We start from the raw sequence: 16,307 nt of genomic DNA, 5'->3' as shown, positions 1-16,307 counted from the left end.
CTCCTAGGAACCGAGCTTCTTCTCCAGGTAGTGGATGTTGACACCGCCCTGCTGGAAGAGGCCGTCGCGAACCAGGTCCTTGTGCAGATCGGTATTGGTCTTGATGCCCTCCACCAGGAGTTCGTCAAGGGCATTGCGCATGCGCGTGAGGGCGATTTCACGACTGTCGCCCCAGGTGATCAGCTTGCCGATCAGAGAATCATAGTGGGGCGGCACGGTGTAGCCGGTATAGACATGCGAATCCATGCGTACCCCGAGCCCGCCTGGCGGATGGTAGAGGGTAACCTTGCCGGGCGAGGGCATGAAGGTTCGGGAATCCTCGGCGTTGATGCGGCACTCGAAAGCGTGACCCTCGAGCTGGACGTCTTCCTGCCGGATCGACAGCGGCAGGCCGGAGGCGATGCGTAGCTGCTCGCGTACGATGTCCACGCCAGTGACCATCTCGGTCACGGGATGTTCCACCTGGACCCGGGTGTTCATCTCGATGAAGAAGAACTGGCCGTCTTCGTAGAGGAACTCGAAGGTACCGGCGCCGCGATAGTCGATCTCGATGCATGCCTCACGGCACGCATCGAGCACCTTGGCCCGGGCACCCGGATCGATGCCGGGGGCCGGAGCCTCTTCGAGCACCTTCTGGTGGCGGCGCTGCAGTGAGCAATCGCGATCATACAGATGGATGGCATTGCCCTGGCCATCGGCCAAGACCTGAATCTCGACGTGGCGCGGCCGCTCGAGAAACTTCTCCATGTAGACCGTGCCGTCACCGAAGGCCGCATGCGCCTCGGTGCGTGTCACGTTGATCGCCGACAGCAGGTGCCCTTCGGTGTGCACCACGCGCATGCCGCGCCCGCCGCCGCCGGCAGCGGCCTTGATGATGACGGGGTAACCGATTCGCCGGGCAATGGCCACGTTCTCGCTCTCGTCGTCACCCAGCGGGCCGTCCGAGCCGGGGACAGTGGGGACGCCGGCCTTCTTCATGGCTTCGATGGCACTGACCTTGTCGCCCATCAGCCGAATGGTATCCGCACGCGGTCCGATGAAGACGAAGCCGGAGCGCTCCACCTGTTCGGCGAAGTTGGCGTTCTCGGAGAGAAAGCCGTAGCCGGGGTGGATCGCACTGGAGTCGGTGACTTCCGCGGCGCTGATCAGTGCCGGGATGTTCAGATAAGACTGCGCCGAGGGCGCCGGGCCGATGCACACGGCCTCGTCGGCCAGACGCACGTGCATCAACTCACGGTCGGCCTTGGAGTGAACCGCGACGGTCTTGATGCCCAGCTCCTTGCAGGCACGCAGGATGCGCAGGGCGATCTCGCCGCGGTTGGCGATGAGTACCTTGTCCAGCATAGGGTGTCCGCCAGTGTCGGTGAAAGATCAGGAAATGATAAGCATCGGCTGGTCGAATTCGACCGGCTCGCCGTCCTCGACCAGGATCGCCTCGATGACGCCGTCGCGATCGGCTTCGATCTGGTTCATCATCTTCATGGCTTCAACGATACAGACCGTTTCGCCCTTCTTGACACTCTGGCCCACTTCGATAAAGGGTTTCGACCCCGGTGCCGGGCTGCGATAGAAGGTTCCGACCATGGGGGAGGTCAAGGCATGGCCCTGGTAAGCCGTCGGGGCTTCCTCTGCAGGCTCCGCAGAGAGGTTAGGAGCTGCTTGCCCCGGTGCCGGCTGCGGGGCAGCGTATTGTGGCATGGGAGCCTGGGGCCAGCTGACGCCGTTGGGATGACGGCTGATACGCACCGATTCTTCGCCTTCCTGAATCTCGATTTCGCTGATGTTGGATTCTTCGAGCAGCTCGATCAGCTTCTTGACCTTGCGGATATCCATGTTGAGTCTCGACCGGTGGGTAAATGGCGGTGGGCAAGGGCGCTGTTAACCCAAGCCAACTTTCGATAGATCGCGGCAAGATGGCGAATATTGCCGGCGCTATCGGCCTTGATAAGCGTTGTTGGCGGAGTGTGCCTAAAATCGCAGGGGATGTCCAGCCGGCCGGGAACAGTGTTCGACTCCTTTCGCCGACATGCCAGCCTCGGTCAGGCGCGCTGACGTTCGAACCAGTCGAGCAGCCCCTGAAGGTGGCTGGCGAGTTCGTCGACCCCTACGGTTCCCTGGATGCGGGCTTGGCGGATCTCCTCTTCGCCGCTGAAGAATAGCAGGCTTGGCGGGCCGAACAGGCTGAAATGGTCGAGCAGGTCGCGGGTAGCGGCATCCGTGCGGGTCACGTCGACATTGATGCGAGCGAATCGGGAAAGCGGCTCGGCGACCCGCGGGTCGGGGTAGACCTGTCGCTCCAGCTGCTTGCACGAAATGCACCAGTCCGCGGTGAAGTGGACAAAAGCGGGTCGGCCCTGGCCGGCGTGTTCGCGAAGTGAGCTGCGCAGGGCTTCGAGATCGTCAACGGTGGTGATTGATACGCGCTCCGGCGAGGAGCCGGCGGAAGGAAGCGGTGCCAGCGGGCGCAGGGGATCGCTGCCCCCCATGGCGGCGCCGAATACCAGCGCGATACCCCAGGCCAACAGCATCAGGCCTACGGCCTGGCGTACCCGAGGCCAGCCCTGGGCCAGGTTGAACGACAGGGCCCCCAGGGCCAGGGCACTGCCGATGGACAGTGCCGCCCACAGCAGCAGGCTGGCGGCGGCGGGAAGCAGCCGTTCGACCAGCCAGATGGCCACGCCGAGCAGCAGGACACCGAAAGCGATCTTGATGCCATTCATCCAGGCGCCGCTGCGCGGCAGGGCGGTGGCCCCGAAGGTGCCGACCAGCAGTAGCGGCACGCCCATGCCCAGGCCGAGGGCTAGCAGGGCTGCGCCTCCCATCAGGGCGTTACCGGTGGACGAGATGAACACCAGCGCGCCGGCGAGGGGGGCCGAGACGCAGGGCGAGACCACCAGTACCGAGAGAGCACCGGCAGCAGCGAGGCCCAGCGGCCCGCTACGCTGAACGCGGGCCTGCCAGGCGTCGACGTGCCCCGCCAGGCGTGGTGTCAGGCGAAGATCGAATGTCCCGAACATCGCCAATGCAAAGAGTGTAAAGAGCAGGGCGAAAGCGATCAGGACAGGAGCGGACTGAAGGTGGGCCTGCAGGTTGAGGCCGGCGCCGAAGAGCCCCATCAAGACACCGACCAGGGCGTAGGCAAGCGCCATGCCCATGACGTAGCTGGCGGAGAGCGCGAAGGCGCGCCGACGTGTCGGGTTCTGGCCGACGATGATCGAAGAGAGGATCGGTACCATCGGCAGCACGCAGGGTGTGAAGGTCAGGCCCAGGCCGGCGAGGAAGAAAAGACCCAGGACCAACGGCAGGCTGGCCTCGCCTATCAGGCTGCTCAAGCGACCGTCCTGGCTCTGCAGGTCAGGCGGCACGGCATCCTCGACCGCAGCGGTTTCGCGCTCCGTGCCCTCAGCCCCAGCGGCAGCCTCTTCCTGCCAGCCGGCGAAGGCGGCTGGCATGGTGCTGGCAGGCGCTTGTAGCTCGACCCTTTCAGGCGGGTAGCAGAGCCCGGCATCCGCACACCCCTGGAAGCGAACCGCGATCTCCAGCGGGCCCTCGGTTTCTCCCTGCAGAGGTGCTTCGAAAACCACCCGGTCGTAGAAGACGTAGACGTCGCCGAGGAACTCGTCGCTCTTGAACTCCCCCTGGGGAAGGGTTGGCTCGCCTATTTCGAGCGAATCGCTGCGACTTTCGACATCCAGCTGATGGCGATAGAGATAATAACCTTCAGCGTTCTCGAAGCCGATGAAGAGTGTCTCGCCGTCATGCCAGGCGCTGGGCTTGAACGCCTCCATGACGGGCAGGAATTCCCCCTGGCTGCTGTCCGAAGAAGAGAACCACTGGGCCGGGGCGGCCAGTGGCCACCACAGCAGCAGGCAGCAGATGACGCGCATGGCGAGAGGGCGACTAGTCAACGCGGAGTCCTTCTGGCAAGCGAAAGCGAACGGAAGCGGACCATCCTGGGTGGCCGTGGTGTTACTGGATCGACCCGTGAACGAAACGACGAGCTCCGATCGGGCCATCGACGCTTTGCGCTAGGATACCGCAGACATCGGAGCGGAGAGAACCACAGCCCGCCCCCTGCGGCTGCGCTCTGATGTCGCATGAAGCGAACGGGCCGCCCATGGGGCGGCCCGTTCGTCAAACTGGCAAGCCAAGACGGATCAGGCCTTGTCGTGGGCGGCCAGGGCTTTTTCAATGGCCTTGCGGGCGGCTTCCGCACCCTCCCAGGATTCCACCTTGACCCACTTGCCCTTCTCGAGATCCTTGTAGTTCTCGAAGAAATGCGCGATCTGCTGGCGCAGCAGCTCCGGCAGGTCGGTGACTTCATGAACGTCGTCATAGAGAGTCGACAGCTTGGCATGCGGCACGCAAACCAGCTTGGCGTCCTCGCCGGCTTCGTCGGTCATGTTGAGGATGCCGACCGGACGGGCACGGATGACGCTGCCGGCCTGGACCGGATAGGGGGTGACCACCAGTGCGTCGAGCGGGTCGCCGTCGTCGGCCAGGGTGTGGGGAATGAAACCGTAATTGGCAGGGTAGAACATCGGCGTGGCCATGAAGCGATCCACCAGAAGAGCGCCCATATCCTTGTCGATCTCGTACTTGATCGGAGCGTGGTTGGCAGGAATCTCAATGGCGACATAGACGTCGTTCGGGAGGTCCTTGCCGGCGGGGATGTGGTCGAAGTTCATCGTCGCTTCCTTCGTTGGCGAAAAAATGAGACACCGCAAAATGCGCCGAATTATACGGAGCTGGCCCGGGGATTACCAATGCGACATAGGTGAGAGTCGGCCCGGCTTGGGCTTTGGTTGACAGGTTGTGAAACCCACAACCGTGTATGATGGCCGACGTCGGGCGGTTCGGCCAGTCATTCGGAGTGAGCGGTGAACAGTGGCGATATCTTGAAGGAGCGTGTCTTGTCGTCGAATCGGCTCTCGTTGAGTGTCGGCCAGGCCTTCGTGGCACCGGACCGTCGCCGGCATCGCAGTTCCATGTCGGTTCGGATCCCCGAGGAGGCGGGGCAGTTCGCCGCCAAGGGTGCCTGCGCGGTGATCAGCGATACCAGTTCGCGCAATGCCATTGCCAAGCAGGCCGGCGACCTCAGTGTCAGGGGGTTTCTCGCCGACTACTTCTCGACACCGGACCATTGGGACGTCAAGACATCGGCGACCCGTGTGCTACGGGCGCTCAACGGCTGGTGCTACAGCCAGAGCACCTTCGTCGAGGATGGCAGCTACGTCTCCTCGCTCTCGGCAATGGTCTATCGTGGGCGGGATGCTCACCTGTTCCACATGGGCGATACCCTGATATTTCGGCTGCGGGGCGCCGAATTCGAACAGCTTTCGAGAGATCACATCACCGATCTGGGCGGGTATCGCTACCCATCGCGAGCCCTGGGGCTGGATGGCAGCATCGATATCGACTACCTTCAACTGCCTCTCAAGCAGGGCGATATCTTCCTCTTCACCACGCAGGCGGTGCGCGGCACCCTGATGCCCTCCGACTACGTCGGGTTGATCCGCCAGGACGCCAGCGATCTCGATGCGGCCTGTGAACGCTTGGCGGAAGCGGCAAGGGAGCGGGCCCAGGAACGGGGCTACGGGGCCGATCAGTTCTGTTTCCAGCTGGTGCGCATCGACCAATTGCCGGAAGTGGAGCGCGACCACCCCAGCCGCATCTACGGCGACCTGCCGATTCCGCCCGAACTCTCCCCGGGCGAGCGCATCGACGGTCTCGAAGTGCAGGAGGTGCTGTCGCGTACCGCGCAATCGCGTGTTTATCGGGTCCGTGATAGCCGTACCGAACGCGAGATGGTCATGAAGGCGCCGAGCCCCGAACTGTCCAATCGCAATGCCTATCTGGAGCATTTCCTGCTCCAGCAATGGGTGGTGGAGCGGGTCAAGTCCCCGTTCGTGGCGAGAGTCATGGAATCCTCTCGTCCGCGACGCTATCTCTACTACCTGATGTCCTACGTGGAGGGGATGACACTCACTGAATGGGTGCTTCGCCATCCCCAGGCCAGCCTCGCCCAGCGTCTGGATATCGCCGTGCAGCTGGGCAAGGCGATACAGGCCCTGCATCATCGCGAGGTGCTGCACCAGCGCATCCATCCGGACAACATCCTGATCGACGTGCACGGACAGGTCGTCTTGACCGACTTCAGCGCCTGCCACATGCGTGATCTGGATGGGCATCGGCGCTCCCGCGAGTTGGCCCGTCAGACCGGCTTGTCTGAGCACAGTGCTCCGGAGTATGCCCTGGATGACAGTGTGGGGCGGCGCAGCGACCAGTACGCGTTGGCCTCGACGATCTATTGGCTTTTGACGGGGGAGTTGCCCTACGAGCTGACGCCGAATCGGCTACGCAGCCATACCGATCTCGAGCAGCTCAGCTATCGCAGCGCCAGGCTCTTCAACCCAGAGGTTTCGGCGCAGCTCGACGATACCCTGCGCCGCGCGCTGGATCCCCAGCGGTCGCTGCGCTTTCGGCGCCTCTCCGAACTGCTCTATGCCCTGCGGGAGCAGGACGGACGCGACAGGCCAAGACGCCGCGACCCGCGCCGCTTCATGCGCGATCCGGCCAATTTCTGGCAGGGAGTGGCCGGTATACTGCTGCTGCTGCTGATACTTTCCTGGCTGCTGAAGTGAGGCAGGAAGGTCGGGGCAAGGTGGGCGCGCAAGCGCCTGGGCCAACGGGGCCGGAGCGCTTGCGCGGGACGGCGCGCGGCGTCAGAGCGTGAACTCGGGCAGCTTGCGCTCGACCTTGGCCAGCTTGAGATTCGCCACCTTGGGGAGTCCATTCTCGTAAGGCGGGTAATCCTCGCCCTGAATCAGCGGGGCCAGGTAGCGGCGGCAAACGTCAGTAATGGCAAAGCCATCCTCACGAATGAATTCGCGAGGCATGAACTTCTCGCGATTGGCCACCTCGGCCAGTGGGGCGGATTCGATGCGCCACTCGTAGGGGGTGTCGCTGACACGCTTGATGGCCGGCATCATGGCGTTCTTGCCGGCGATGGCCAGCTCCACCGCCTGCTGGCCCACGGCATAGGCCTGCTCGACGTCGGTGCGCGATGCCAGGTGGCGAGCTGCGCGCTGCAAGTAGTCCGCCACTGCCCAGTGGTACTTGTAGCCGAGGTCCTGCTTGACCATGCCGGCCAGCGTGGGTGCCACGCCGCCCAACTGGCGATGGCCGAAGGCATCGGTATTGCCCGAATCGGCGAGAAAGGTGCCGTCCTCGTAGCGGGCGCCCTCGGAAACCACGATCACGCAGTAGCCGTATTTCTGTACGCACTCCTCGACGCGAGCCATTACCCTGCTGCGCTCAAAAGGTATCTCGGGAAAAATCACCAGATGAGGCGGCTCGCCTTCGCCTTCCCCGGCCAGGGCGCCGGCGGCTGCGATCCAGCCCGCATGGCGTCCCATCACCTCGAGCACGAAGACCTTGGTCGAGGTGGCGCACATGGAGGCGATATCCAGAGAGGCCTCCAGGGTGGAGGTGGCGATGTACTTGGCGACGCTGCCGAAGCCCGGCGAATTGTCGGTAATCGGGAGGTCGTTGTCCACGGTCTTGGGCACGTGAATGGCGGTCAGCGGGTAGCCCATCTTCTCGGAAAGTTGCGATACCTTCAGACAGGTATCGGCGCTGTCGCCACCGCCATTGTAGAAGAAGTAACGGATGTCATGCGCCTTGAAGACCTCGATCAACCGCTCGTACTGGGCGCGATGGCTCTCGATGTCCTTGAGCTTGTAGCGGCAGGAGCCGAAGGCGCCACCGGGCGTGTGGCGCAGGGCGGCAATCGCCTCGTCCGACTCCTGGCTGACGTCGATCAGATCTTCGGTCAGGGCGCCAATGATGCCGTTATGTCCGGCATAGACCTTGCCGATGCGGTCGGAGTGTTGACGGCAGGCTTCGATCACGCCGCAGGCGCTGGCGTTGATCACGGCGGTGACACCGCCAGACTGGGCATAGAAGGCGTTATGCTGGGCCATGGGGCTTCCTATCGGGGAAATGTCCATTTCATATTTCATGACAAGGCGAAATATTTTAGACGAAAGGCAGCGAACCTGCACGCTGCTGGAGGGCTGGCGTCGGGCCGTGATAGTCTGCCGATTCCTTCCCGGTGGGCACTGCCCGCCTGCGTTATCTGGTGAAAAGGTCGAACTGCATGCACCTTCATATTCTCGGCATATGCGGCACCTTCATGGGCAGCCTGGCCCTGCTGGCGCGCGATCTCGGCCATGTCGTCACCGGCTCCGACAGCGGTGTCTACCCGCCGATGAGCACGCAGTTGGAAGAGGCAGGCATCGGCTTGTGTGACGGCTACGCTGCGGCCAACCTGGCACCGCGGCCCGACCTGGTGGTGGTGGGCAATGCATTGTCGAGAGGCAACCCGGAAGTCGAGGCGCTCCTCGACCTGGATATTCCCTACACCTCCGGCCCGCAGTGGCTGGCCGAGCACGTGCTTCCCAAGCGGCGGGTCATTGCCGTGGCCGGCACCCATGGCAAGACCACCACGGCGAGTCTCGTTGCCTGGCTGCTGGAGTCGGCCGGATTCGAGCCGGGCTTCTTGATTGGCGGCGTTCCACGCAATTTCGGCGTTTCGGCGCGCCTCGGGGGTAACGCCGCGCCTTTCGTGGTCGAGGCGGACGAGTACGATACCGCCTTCTTCGACAAGCGCTCCAAGTTCGTTCACTACCGACCCGAGATCGCGATTCTCGGCAACCTGGAGTTCGATCATGCCGACATTTTCACCGATCTAGCCGCTATCGAGCGACAGTTTCACCACTTGGTGCGTACCGTGCCGGGGCGCGGACGGCTGCTCGTGTCAGATGGTGAGCCGGCCCTGGAGCGCGTGCTGGACATGGGCTGCTGGACGCGGGTTGAGCGCTTCGGTGTTGCGGAGGAGAGCCCTTGGCGACTCGTGCTGGAACGCGACGACGCCTCACGTTTCCGAGTGGTGCACCAGCAAGCGGACATCGACGAGGATGCCGTGGTCGACTGGTCTCTAACCGGCACCCACAACGCCCGCAACGCGCTGGCCGCTCTGGCCGCGACCCATGCCTGCGGCGTCGACCTGGCGCGCGCATGTGCGGCCCTGGCGCGCTTCGAGACGCCGCGCCGCCGCCAGGAGATGCGCGGCGAGGTGGCCGGCATCCAGGTCATCGATGACTTCGCCCATCATCCCACCGCTTTCGCCGCCACGCTCGAGGGGTTGCGTGCCGCCACGCCGAAGGGCCGGCTGCTGGCGGTGATCGAGCCGCGTTCCAATACCATGCGTCTGGGCACCCTGCGCGAACGCCTGGCGGAAAGTGTCGGTGCAGCCGACATGGTGTACTGGTACCAACCGCCGGGTCTCGACTGGTCGCTTGGCCCCGTGCTCGCGGCCAGCCCGGTTCCGGCGCGGCTCGAGGAGAGCCTCGATACCTTGGTGTCGGCGCTGGTGGCCGAGGCGCGCCCGCTCGACCGCATCGTCGTGATGTCGAACGGCGGCTTCGGCGGTATCCATGAGAAGTTGCTGGCGGCGCTCGAGGTGGCTCATGGCTGAGGCGGGTTCCGGGCCGATGGAAGAGGCGGGTTCCGGGCCGATGGGCGAGACGACCTTTGGTCGGCCCGTCACGGTGGCGATCACCGGAGCGTCCGGCGCTCAGTACGGCCTGCGTCTGGTCGAAGCGCTGGTGGCCACCGGGCATGAAGTATGGGTGATGATCTCAAAGGCCGCCCATCTGGTCATCGAGACCGAGACCGATGCCGCCCTGCCGGCACGGCCCGAGCGGCTGGCGCGTGCCCTGACAGAGCGCAGCGGCGCGAAGGCGGGTCAGATACGCTGCTTTGGCCGCGAAGACTGGATGGCACCGGTGGCTTCGGGCTCCGGTGCGTCTTCCGCCATGGTGATCTGCCCCTGTTCCACCGGTACTTTGTCGGCCGTGGCAACCGGTGCCAGCAACAACCTGATCGAGCGTGCGGCCGACGTGGCGCTCAAGGAGCGACGCAAGCTTATCCTGGTGCCGCGCGAAACACCGCTGTCGGCGATCCATCTCGAGCATATGCTGTCGCTGACCCGTATGGGCGCGGTGATCCTTCCGGCAGCGCCCGGTTTCTACCATCGCCCCGAGAGGGTGGAGGACCTCGTCGACTTCATCGTGGCGCGGATTCTCAACCAGCTCGACATCGAGCATCGCATCATGCCGCGCTGGGGGGAGTAACGTCGTGCCCCCGTTGCTACCACCTTGGTGTCTTTGAAGCCAGGCAGACCGAGTGCACTAGGACGAGGCCAATTGCCGTGATCAAGTTGTCGTTGCTGTCGGTCTTCGTGCCGACTTTTCTGTTCGTCTCGCTGACGCCGGGCATGTGCATGACCCTGTCGATGGTGCTGGGCATGACCCAGGGCGTGAAGCGCACGTTATGGATGATGGCGGGCGAGCTCGTCGGTGTGGGGCTGGTTGCCGCCGCCGCCAGCGCGGGGGTGGCCACGCTGATGCTGCGTCAGCCTGAACTCTTTGCCCTGTTCAAATGGGTCGGCGGCTGCTATCTCGGCTACCTTGGCGTGATGATGTGGCGCTCACGTGGTCGCATGGCGATTCCGCTCGAGAGCGTCGAGCTGCCGCCGGCTTCGCGAGGCCAGCTGGCACTGCAGGGATTCGTCACGGCTGTCGCCAATCCCAAGGGCTGGGCCTTCTTCGTTGCGCTGTTGCCGCCTTTCCTCGATGCGTCGAGTCCGCTGGGGGGGCAGCTGGTCGTGCTTATCGCTGTGATCCTGGCCATCGAATTCCTGAGCCTGCTGCTTTATGCCGCCGGTGGGCGCGGCCTTCGCCGCGTGCTCGGCGAGAGCGGCAATGTGAGACTGCTCAACCGCATCGCCGGCTCGCTGATGGTCGGTGTGGGAATCTGGCTGGCGCTAGGCTGAGGCGCCACCGGGCGCATCAAACCGCCGGCAACAAGGCGACCCGGGCGCTGAGCAGTACCAGCGAGGCCACCGTCAACCAGGGCCATGGGCAGGGCGTGAGCGGAGCGTGGTCCCGTCGCTGCCAGGCCAGGCGCACCAGGGCGCATACCACCAGTCCCAGCAGGCCGCCGCCGATCAGGTCGGAGAGCCAGTGCACGCCGATGACCAGGCGTGAGAGCGCCATGGGCAGGGTCAGGGCGATGGCCAGCCAGTAAGCCCAGAAACGCCGTTGCGGTGGCAGCTCCTGGGCGATGAAGGCGGCGGCCAGGCCGTACAGCACCACGGCGGACGAGGCGTGGGCGCTGGGGTAGGACAATGAGCCGGTCAGGTAGTCCGGCGTCTCCGGACGTGGCCGGCCGATCAGTGCCTTGCCCAGTATGTTGAGCACGGCGATGCCGCCTAGGCCGGCGAAGATGTGGGCCAGGGCGGCAAGGTGCCGGCGGGCCATCAGCCAGGCACCCCAGGGCAGAACGAGAGCCAGGATGCCGGCAATGTCACCGACGCGCGCCAGCACCTGGCCTGCCGCGGGAAGTGCCGGCACGACCAGAGAATCGAAGAAGGCGTATACCTGAAGATCGATGAGGAAGGGCCCGCTCTGCCTTATGACGGCGATCGTCAGGCCCGAAAGGCCGCCAAGCGATAGAATCAACAGCAGCCAGCTGGCCAGGGGGATCTCGCCGCCACGCCAGCTCCATCTCAGCCACGCCCGGCGCAGTGTGGAGTGGCGTCTGGCGCCGCGTGCCAGCGCCCGGTAGACACGCCCGGAGCGGCTTACCTGGTGGCGCAGCCACGAAAAGGCCAGCGTCAACACCACGAGCATGATCGCCAAGGTGATCAACAGGGCTTCCAGCCCCTCGGGGATGTCGAGTAGCTGCTGCCAGGTCTGCCCCAGCAGGTACCCCGGCAGGACATAGGCCGGCGCCCAAAGGGCGGCCGATGCCAGGTTGGCCCAGAGAAAGGCGCGGGGCGACATGTGCAACATCCCGGCAATCAGGGGAATCACAGGACGTACCGGGCCAACGAAACGGCCGAAGAATACCGAGAGGGTGCCATAGCGCTGGAAGAAGCGGGCGCCGCGAGCCAGCCATTCGGGATGGCGCGACAAAGGCCATAGCCGGGTAACCCGCTCGCGCTGGGTATACCCCAGGGCGAAGCTGAACCCGTCGCCGAGAACGGCGCCGATGAAAGCCGCTATCAGCAGTGAGGTCACCGGCATGTCCTGATGGCCGGCAAGTGAGGCCGCGGCCGTGACCAGCACCACACCCGGCAGGAGCAGGCCGACCAGGGCAAGAGACTCGAACAGGGCAATGGCGCCCATGATCAACAGCAGCATTTCGGGGGAGCGGGCAAGCTGTTGCAGGGTCTCGAACAGACTCAAGCAGGGACTCCTCGTGTCATTTCTTGCAAGTCGCAGGGGGCCGCTCAGGCCTCGCTGAGCTGTCGTGTCAGGCCTAGCAGGCGCTGCTCGAAGCGCGGCCAGCTCTCACCGGGCATCCGCTGACAGTGGGCTATGGACGCCTGTAGCGTGCCGGTATCGACCAGTACCGTAGACTCCAATGCCTGCTCGATGCGTTGCTGCACCATCTGGGTGCCGCTCTGGCTGGTATCGGGCAGTACCAGCCAGAAGGTTGACGCGCTTTGCCGGCCCAGGAAATCATGGCGTCGCGAGCAGCGGTGAACGGCCAGGCACAGGGCGTCGAGCAACGACTGGCGTGCCCGGCTGCCGAACTGCTCGCTGGCCATTTCTAACTGGGGGAGGTGCAGCACCAGGACGGCGAGGGGTTGGCCGAGAAACTGGGTGCGGTGGTATTCGCTGGCCAGCAGTTCGTGCATGGCTTCGCGTGACAGGGCGTTGCAGTGCCGATCGCGGGGGTTGGTGGCATTGAGCAGCGCCAATTGACGGCGCTGCTCCCACGGCACCAGGGCCACGACCAGCGCCATGGCGACAAAGCTCAACACCAGATACGGTTCCACCAGCATGTCGCCGAGCAATAGCCACGCCGGGGTCAGCAGCAGGTTGAGCAACATGGCGGAAGAGAGCGGCAGCAGAAGTACCGTGAGCAGTGGAGCCAGGCCGAGCCACATGACCCCCGCTTCTTCGAGCCATGGCAGCTCCAGCGCCAGCATCAAGTAGCCAACGATCAGGGCGAGGTAGGCCGGCAGGCGTGTGTGGCTGGCTCGGGCAACGCGCAGCAGGCATGCCACCAGCATGACCAGGGCGAGGGAGGCGGGCAGCAGTATGCGGTTGTAGTCGCCCATGAGGTAGCGCCAGAGGGCGTAACCGCCCAGCAGCAGCGCGGCGATGGCATAGGCAACCACGAAGCGCGCGGCGTGGCGCCGGCTGCCGTCATCCATGGAGATGCTCCGTCTCGATCAGCGTGTCCTCGCGCTGGTGCTCGAAGCGCCCGGTCAGCTCTTCGAGCGACGTGGCGTGGCTCAGCGGGATGAAGCGCACCTTGGCATTGGGACGCAATCCCTTGAGCAGGGTCTGGCGTCGTCCGCGGGCCTGTTCCTGGTTGCGACTCAGCAGCAGCGTGGCCAGGGTCCGATGGTCGAGACGATAGCAGTTCTCGAATTCATGGGTCAGGCGGCACAGGTTCTGCGCCAGTGGCCAGAGCTGATGCCGTGGCGTGCGCAACAGCATGAGCTCGCCGTGCACGCCTTCACGTTGACAGCGTGCGCGCTCGCGGCGCAGGTCATGGGAGAGCTGCTGGCCGCTCCAGAGGGGAAGTCCCGGTACCAGTCGCATGCGTTGGCGAGCGGCGGCGTGCGTCGGCAGCAGATGACGATTGCGCGCCAGGGCGAGCAGCATCAAGGGCAGCAGTACCAGCCCCGAGAAGAGCGTCTGCTCGGGACCCAGCAGGTCGGCCAGGTTCCACCAGGTGAATCCGGCCAACGCGCAGCTCAGCGCCAGCACCCAGCCGGGTTGGGGCAGCATCAGCAGGGCAGGCCAGACCCATAGCCAGAGTGCATGACGTTCGGGATTGACGACGAGCAGGCCAGCCAGCAGCAGGCTGGGCAGCAGCTGCCAGGGAATGGTGGCCGGGCGCCGATGGCTCATTTCGAGCAGGCTGGCGGTGACAATCAGCCAGCCGCTCGCCAGCACCAGCAGCAGGCTGCTGGATAGCGGTTCCGAAAGATAGGCCAGAACGACCAGCAGCAGCGCCGCTGCCCACAGGTTCAGGCGCATCAGCCCGACTTTGTACTTGCTCTGCATGGTGCCTTACTATGGAGTCTCTCGAGTTGTCGCGCCAGTATAACGCCCGTAGCGCCGTGTGGCGCTCTGCCCCAGGAGAACTTCGTTCCACATGACCGCTCACGCCTCCCAAACCGAACTTGCCCATACCGAGGTGGCGGACGTCGCCGCCTACATGACCGGTCTGGGTCAGGCGGCGCGTGCCGCCGCCACTGCGATGCGTCGTGCCGAAACGGGCGACAAGAACCGCGCCCTGCTGGCGATGGCCGAACAGCTTCAGCGGCGCCGTGGCGAGATACTGTCCGCCAATGCCGCCGATCTGACGCGCGGAAGAGAGTGCGGCCTGGAGGCTGCCCTGCTGGATCGCCTGGCGCTCGACGATGCGCGACTCGACGCCATGGTGGAAGGACTTTACCAGGTGGCGGCGCTGCCTGATCCGGTGGGTGAGATCGACGGCCTGCATTCTCGTCCCAGTGGCATTCAGGTGGGGCAGATGCGCGTTCCCCTCGGCGTGATCGGCATCATCTACGAATCGCGCCCCAATGTAACCCTGGAAGCCGCCAGCCTATGCCTGAAATCGGGTAATGCCAGCATCTTGCGTGGTGGTTCCGAGGCCTGCCAGTCCAATGCCGCTATCGCCGCCTGCATTCGAGAGGGTCTGCTCGAGGCCGGATTGCCGGAGAAGGCGGTGCAGGTCGTTGCCACCACCGATCGGGCTGCGGTAGGGCGGTTGATCAGTATGCCCGAGTACGTCGACGTGATCATTCCCCGCGGTGGCAAGTCGCTGATCGAGCGCATTTCACGTGAGGCGCGAGTCCCCGTGATCAAGCACCTGGACGGGGTTTGCCATGTCTATGTCGATGCCACTGCCGATCTCGACAAGGCGCTGGCAATTGCTGTCAATGCCAAGACGCAGCGCTACGGCACCTGCAACACCATGGAGACGCTTCTTGTCGATGCGGCGGTCGCCGAGGGGCTATTGCCGAGGCTGGCCGACGCCTATGCCGAGCATGGCGTCGAGCTGCGCGGCTGCGAACGCAGCCGCGCCATCCTCGATGGCATTGCTGCCGCGACAGAAGAAGACTGGGGCGCGGAATACCTAGCTCCGATACTGGCGCTACGCGTGGTTGACGGCATCGATGACGCCATCGATCACATCGAGCGCTACGGGTCGCATCATACCGACGCCATCGTCACCGAGCATTACGGCCTGGCACGTCGGTTCATGGCCGAGGTCGATTCCAGCTCGGTCATGGTCAATGCCTCGACCCGCTTCGCCGATGGCTTCGAGTATGGCCTGGGGGCGGAGATCGGCATTTCCACCGACAAGCTCCATGCGCGCGGTCCGGTCGGGCTCGAGGGCCTGACTACGCGCAAGTACGTGGTGCTGGGCGACGGCCAGGTTCGTCGGTGACGTCCCAACAGACCAGCGCACTGCCTTCAAGGCAAGCGGCGAAGCCGCTCGAGCCGCCACGTATTGGCATGCTCGGCGGCACCTTCGATCCCGTGCACTTGGGTCATCTGCGCAGTGCCGTCGAGTTGCGCGAGGTGCTGGGGTTGGATCGCGTCCACATGATCCCGGCGAGCATGCCGCCGCTGCGCGATTCGCCACAAGTTTCGCCAGGCGAGCGCATGGCGCTGTTGCGGCTGGGCATCGGGGATACCCCGGGGCTCCTGGCCGATGGCCGTGAACTCCAGCGTGATGGCCCCTCCTATAGCGCCGATACCCTGGCCAGTCTGCGCGAGGAGTACGGCGTCGAGGCGCGCCTCGTCATGGCGCTGGGGCATGACGCCTTTCTTCGCCTGGCCGACTGGCATTCACCGCAGCGGCTTTTCGCGCTGGCTCATCTGGTGGTCATTGACCGTCCCGATCATCAGGCGCCATTGTCTCCTGCCTTGGTCGAACTGATTGCGGGGCGCGAGGTCGATAGTCCCGCCGCTTTGATGCAGTGGCCTGCGGGCCGCCTGCTTCGCCTTGCGCTTCCCACGCGCATGGCTCTCTCGGCAACGGCGATTCGCCAGCGGCTTCAAGCGGGCCGCAGCGTTCGTTATCTGCTGCCCGCGTCCGTCGAGGCAAGGATAATCGCCAACTCGCTCTATCGGCAGCGTTGAACGCTGCCAGCCGCTGCCCAAGACGCTACAATGGCGGCGTCCAAGACTTCCCGTAGATGA

General features: G+C 64.6%; 14 protein-coding genes. 6 read left to right on the top strand and 8 right to left on the bottom strand.

The annotated features are described in order from the left end of the window. Positions 1–3 precede the first annotated feature (3 nt). The 4 genes from accC to ppa form a co-directional block, all read right to left on the bottom strand. Positions 4–1,344: an acetyl-CoA carboxylase biotin carboxylase subunit gene (gene accC / locus ACOJCM_RS17115; RefSeq protein ID WP_445213277.1), complete on the bottom strand. Its 1,341-nt coding sequence runs from the start codon at positions 1,342–1,344 to the stop codon at positions 4–6. A gap of 27 nt (positions 1,345–1,371) precedes the next feature. Continuing rightward, entirely contained in the window at positions 1,372–1,833 is a 462-nt protein-coding gene (gene accB / locus ACOJCM_RS17110; RefSeq protein WP_445213276.1) for an acetyl-CoA carboxylase biotin carboxyl carrier protein, read from the bottom strand. Positions 1,834–2,039: 206 nt separating this feature from the next. Beyond that, positions 2,040–3,887, bottom strand: a complete 1,848-nt coding sequence (gene dsbD, locus ACOJCM_RS17105) for a protein-disulfide reductase DsbD (RefSeq protein WP_445213495.1) — start codon at positions 3,885–3,887, stop codon at positions 2,040–2,042. Between the two features lie 270 nt (positions 3,888–4,157). Beyond that, entirely contained in the window at positions 4,158–4,688 is a 531-nt protein-coding gene (gene ppa, locus ACOJCM_RS17100; RefSeq protein ID WP_445213275.1) for an inorganic diphosphatase, read from the bottom strand. Between the two features lie 300 nt (positions 4,689–4,988). On the opposite strand from ppa, the gene ACOJCM_RS17095 reads away from it, so the two are divergent. Further along, a complete protein-coding gene (locus ACOJCM_RS17095; protein ID WP_445213494.1) occupies positions 4,989–6,644 on the top strand; it encodes a protein kinase domain-containing protein in 1,656 nt (551 codons plus the stop codon). 81 nt (positions 6,645–6,725) lie between these two features. Here the strand turns inward: ACOJCM_RS17095 and ACOJCM_RS17090 are convergent, their stop codons facing one another. Next, a complete protein-coding gene (locus ACOJCM_RS17090; protein WP_445213274.1) occupies positions 6,726–7,985 on the bottom strand; it encodes a 6-phosphofructokinase in 1,260 nt (419 codons plus the stop codon). A gap of 176 nt (positions 7,986–8,161) precedes the next feature. Between ACOJCM_RS17090 and mpl the strand changes: the two genes are divergently transcribed. The 3 genes from mpl to ACOJCM_RS17075 all read left to right on the top strand — a co-directional run bounded on the left by mpl (position 8,162) and on the right by ACOJCM_RS17075 (position 10,900). Continuing rightward, positions 8,162–9,541, top strand: coding sequence for a UDP-N-acetylmuramate:L-alanyl-gamma-D-glutamyl-meso-diaminopimelate ligase (gene mpl, locus ACOJCM_RS17085; RefSeq protein ID WP_445213273.1), 1,380 nt, complete (start codon positions 8,162–8,164; stop codon positions 9,539–9,541). Positions 9,542–9,581: 40 nt separating this feature from the next. Next, positions 9,582–10,199 (top strand): flavin prenyltransferase UbiX, encoded by a 618-nt coding sequence (locus ACOJCM_RS17080; protein ID WP_445213493.1) that lies wholly within the window; start codon positions 9,582–9,584, stop codon positions 10,197–10,199. 77 nt (positions 10,200–10,276) lie between these two features. Then, positions 10,277–10,900, top strand: coding sequence for a LysE family translocator (locus tag ACOJCM_RS17075; RefSeq protein WP_445213272.1), 624 nt, complete (start codon positions 10,277–10,279; stop codon positions 10,898–10,900). A 16-nt stretch (positions 10,901–10,916) separates the two neighbouring features. Here the strand turns inward: ACOJCM_RS17075 and ACOJCM_RS17070 are convergent, their stop codons facing one another. The 3 genes from ACOJCM_RS17070 to ACOJCM_RS17060 are packed head-to-tail and all read right to left on the bottom strand — an operon-like array spanning position 10,917 to position 14,156. After that, positions 10,917–12,317 (bottom strand): bifunctional DedA family/phosphatase PAP2 family protein, encoded by a 1,401-nt coding sequence (locus tag ACOJCM_RS17070; RefSeq protein WP_445213271.1) that lies wholly within the window; start codon positions 12,315–12,317, stop codon positions 10,917–10,919. A 44-nt stretch (positions 12,318–12,361) separates the two neighbouring features. Further along, positions 12,362–13,294 carry a diguanylate cyclase domain-containing protein gene (locus ACOJCM_RS17065; protein ID WP_445213270.1) on the bottom strand — a complete coding sequence of 311 codons (933 nt, stop codon included), beginning with the start codon at positions 13,292–13,294 and terminating at the stop codon, positions 12,362–12,364. Beyond that, entirely contained in the window at positions 13,287–14,156 is an 870-nt protein-coding gene (locus ACOJCM_RS17060) for a hypothetical protein (protein ID WP_445213269.1), read from the bottom strand. The genes ACOJCM_RS17065 and ACOJCM_RS17060 overlap by 8 nt, the downstream gene beginning before the upstream one ends. A gap of 91 nt (positions 14,157–14,247) precedes the next feature. Here ACOJCM_RS17060 and ACOJCM_RS17055 point away from each other — a divergent pair, with 91 nt between their 5' ends. Together ACOJCM_RS17055 and nadD are read left to right on the top strand one after the other, a co-directional pair. Continuing rightward, entirely contained in the window at positions 14,248–15,549 is a 1,302-nt protein-coding gene (locus ACOJCM_RS17055; RefSeq protein ID WP_445213268.1) for a glutamate-5-semialdehyde dehydrogenase, read from the top strand. Between the two features lie 68 nt (positions 15,550–15,617). Continuing rightward, on the top strand, positions 15,618–16,247 hold the full coding sequence (nadD, locus tag ACOJCM_RS17050) for a nicotinate-nucleotide adenylyltransferase (RefSeq protein WP_445213492.1): 630 nt from the start codon (positions 15,618–15,620) through the stop codon (positions 16,245–16,247). Positions 16,248–16,307 lie beyond the last annotated feature (60 nt).

Source organism: Billgrantia hypersalina, assembly GCF_052584175.1.
This window is presented reverse-complemented; position numbering and strand designations above follow the sequence as displayed.

What these genes read in the sequence shown, in the direction of transcription:
- ACOJCM_RS17080 (WP_445213493.1), top strand. Translation starts at nt 9,582, where the DNA reads ATGGGCGAGACGACCTTTGGTCGGCCCGTCACGGTGGCGATCACCGGA.
- accC (WP_445213277.1), bottom strand. Translation starts at nt 1,344, where the DNA reads ATGCTGGACAAGGTACTCATCGCCAACCGCGGCGAGATCGCCCTGCGC.
- nadD (WP_445213492.1), top strand. Translation starts at nt 15,618, where the DNA reads ATGCTCGGCGGCACCTTCGATCCCGTGCACTTGGGTCATCTGCGCAGT.
- ACOJCM_RS17095 (WP_445213494.1), top strand. Translation starts at nt 4,989, where the DNA reads ATGTCGGTTCGGATCCCCGAGGAGGCGGGGCAGTTCGCCGCCAAGGGT.
- accB (WP_445213276.1), bottom strand. Translation starts at nt 1,833, where the DNA reads ATGGATATCCGCAAGGTCAAGAAGCTGATCGAGCTGCTCGAAGAATCC.
- ACOJCM_RS17055 (WP_445213268.1), top strand. Translation starts at nt 14,248, where the DNA reads ATGACCGCTCACGCCTCCCAAACCGAACTTGCCCATACCGAGGTGGCG.
- ACOJCM_RS17060 (WP_445213269.1), bottom strand. Translation starts at nt 14,156, where the DNA reads ATGCAGAGCAAGTACAAAGTCGGGCTGATGCGCCTGAACCTGTGGGCA.
- ACOJCM_RS17065 (WP_445213270.1), bottom strand. Translation starts at nt 13,294, where the DNA reads ATGGATGACGGCAGCCGGCGCCACGCCGCGCGCTTCGTGGTTGCCTAT.
- ACOJCM_RS17090 (WP_445213274.1), bottom strand. Translation starts at nt 7,985, where the DNA reads ATGGCCCAGCATAACGCCTTCTATGCCCAGTCTGGCGGTGTCACCGCC.
- ppa (WP_445213275.1), bottom strand. Translation starts at nt 4,688, where the DNA reads ATGAACTTCGACCACATCCCCGCCGGCAAGGACCTCCCGAACGACGTC.
- mpl (WP_445213273.1), top strand. Translation starts at nt 8,162, where the DNA reads ATGCACCTTCATATTCTCGGCATATGCGGCACCTTCATGGGCAGCCTG.
- dsbD (WP_445213495.1), bottom strand. Translation starts at nt 3,887, where the DNA reads ATGCGCGTCATCTGCTGCCTGCTGCTGTGGTGGCCACTGGCCGCCCCG.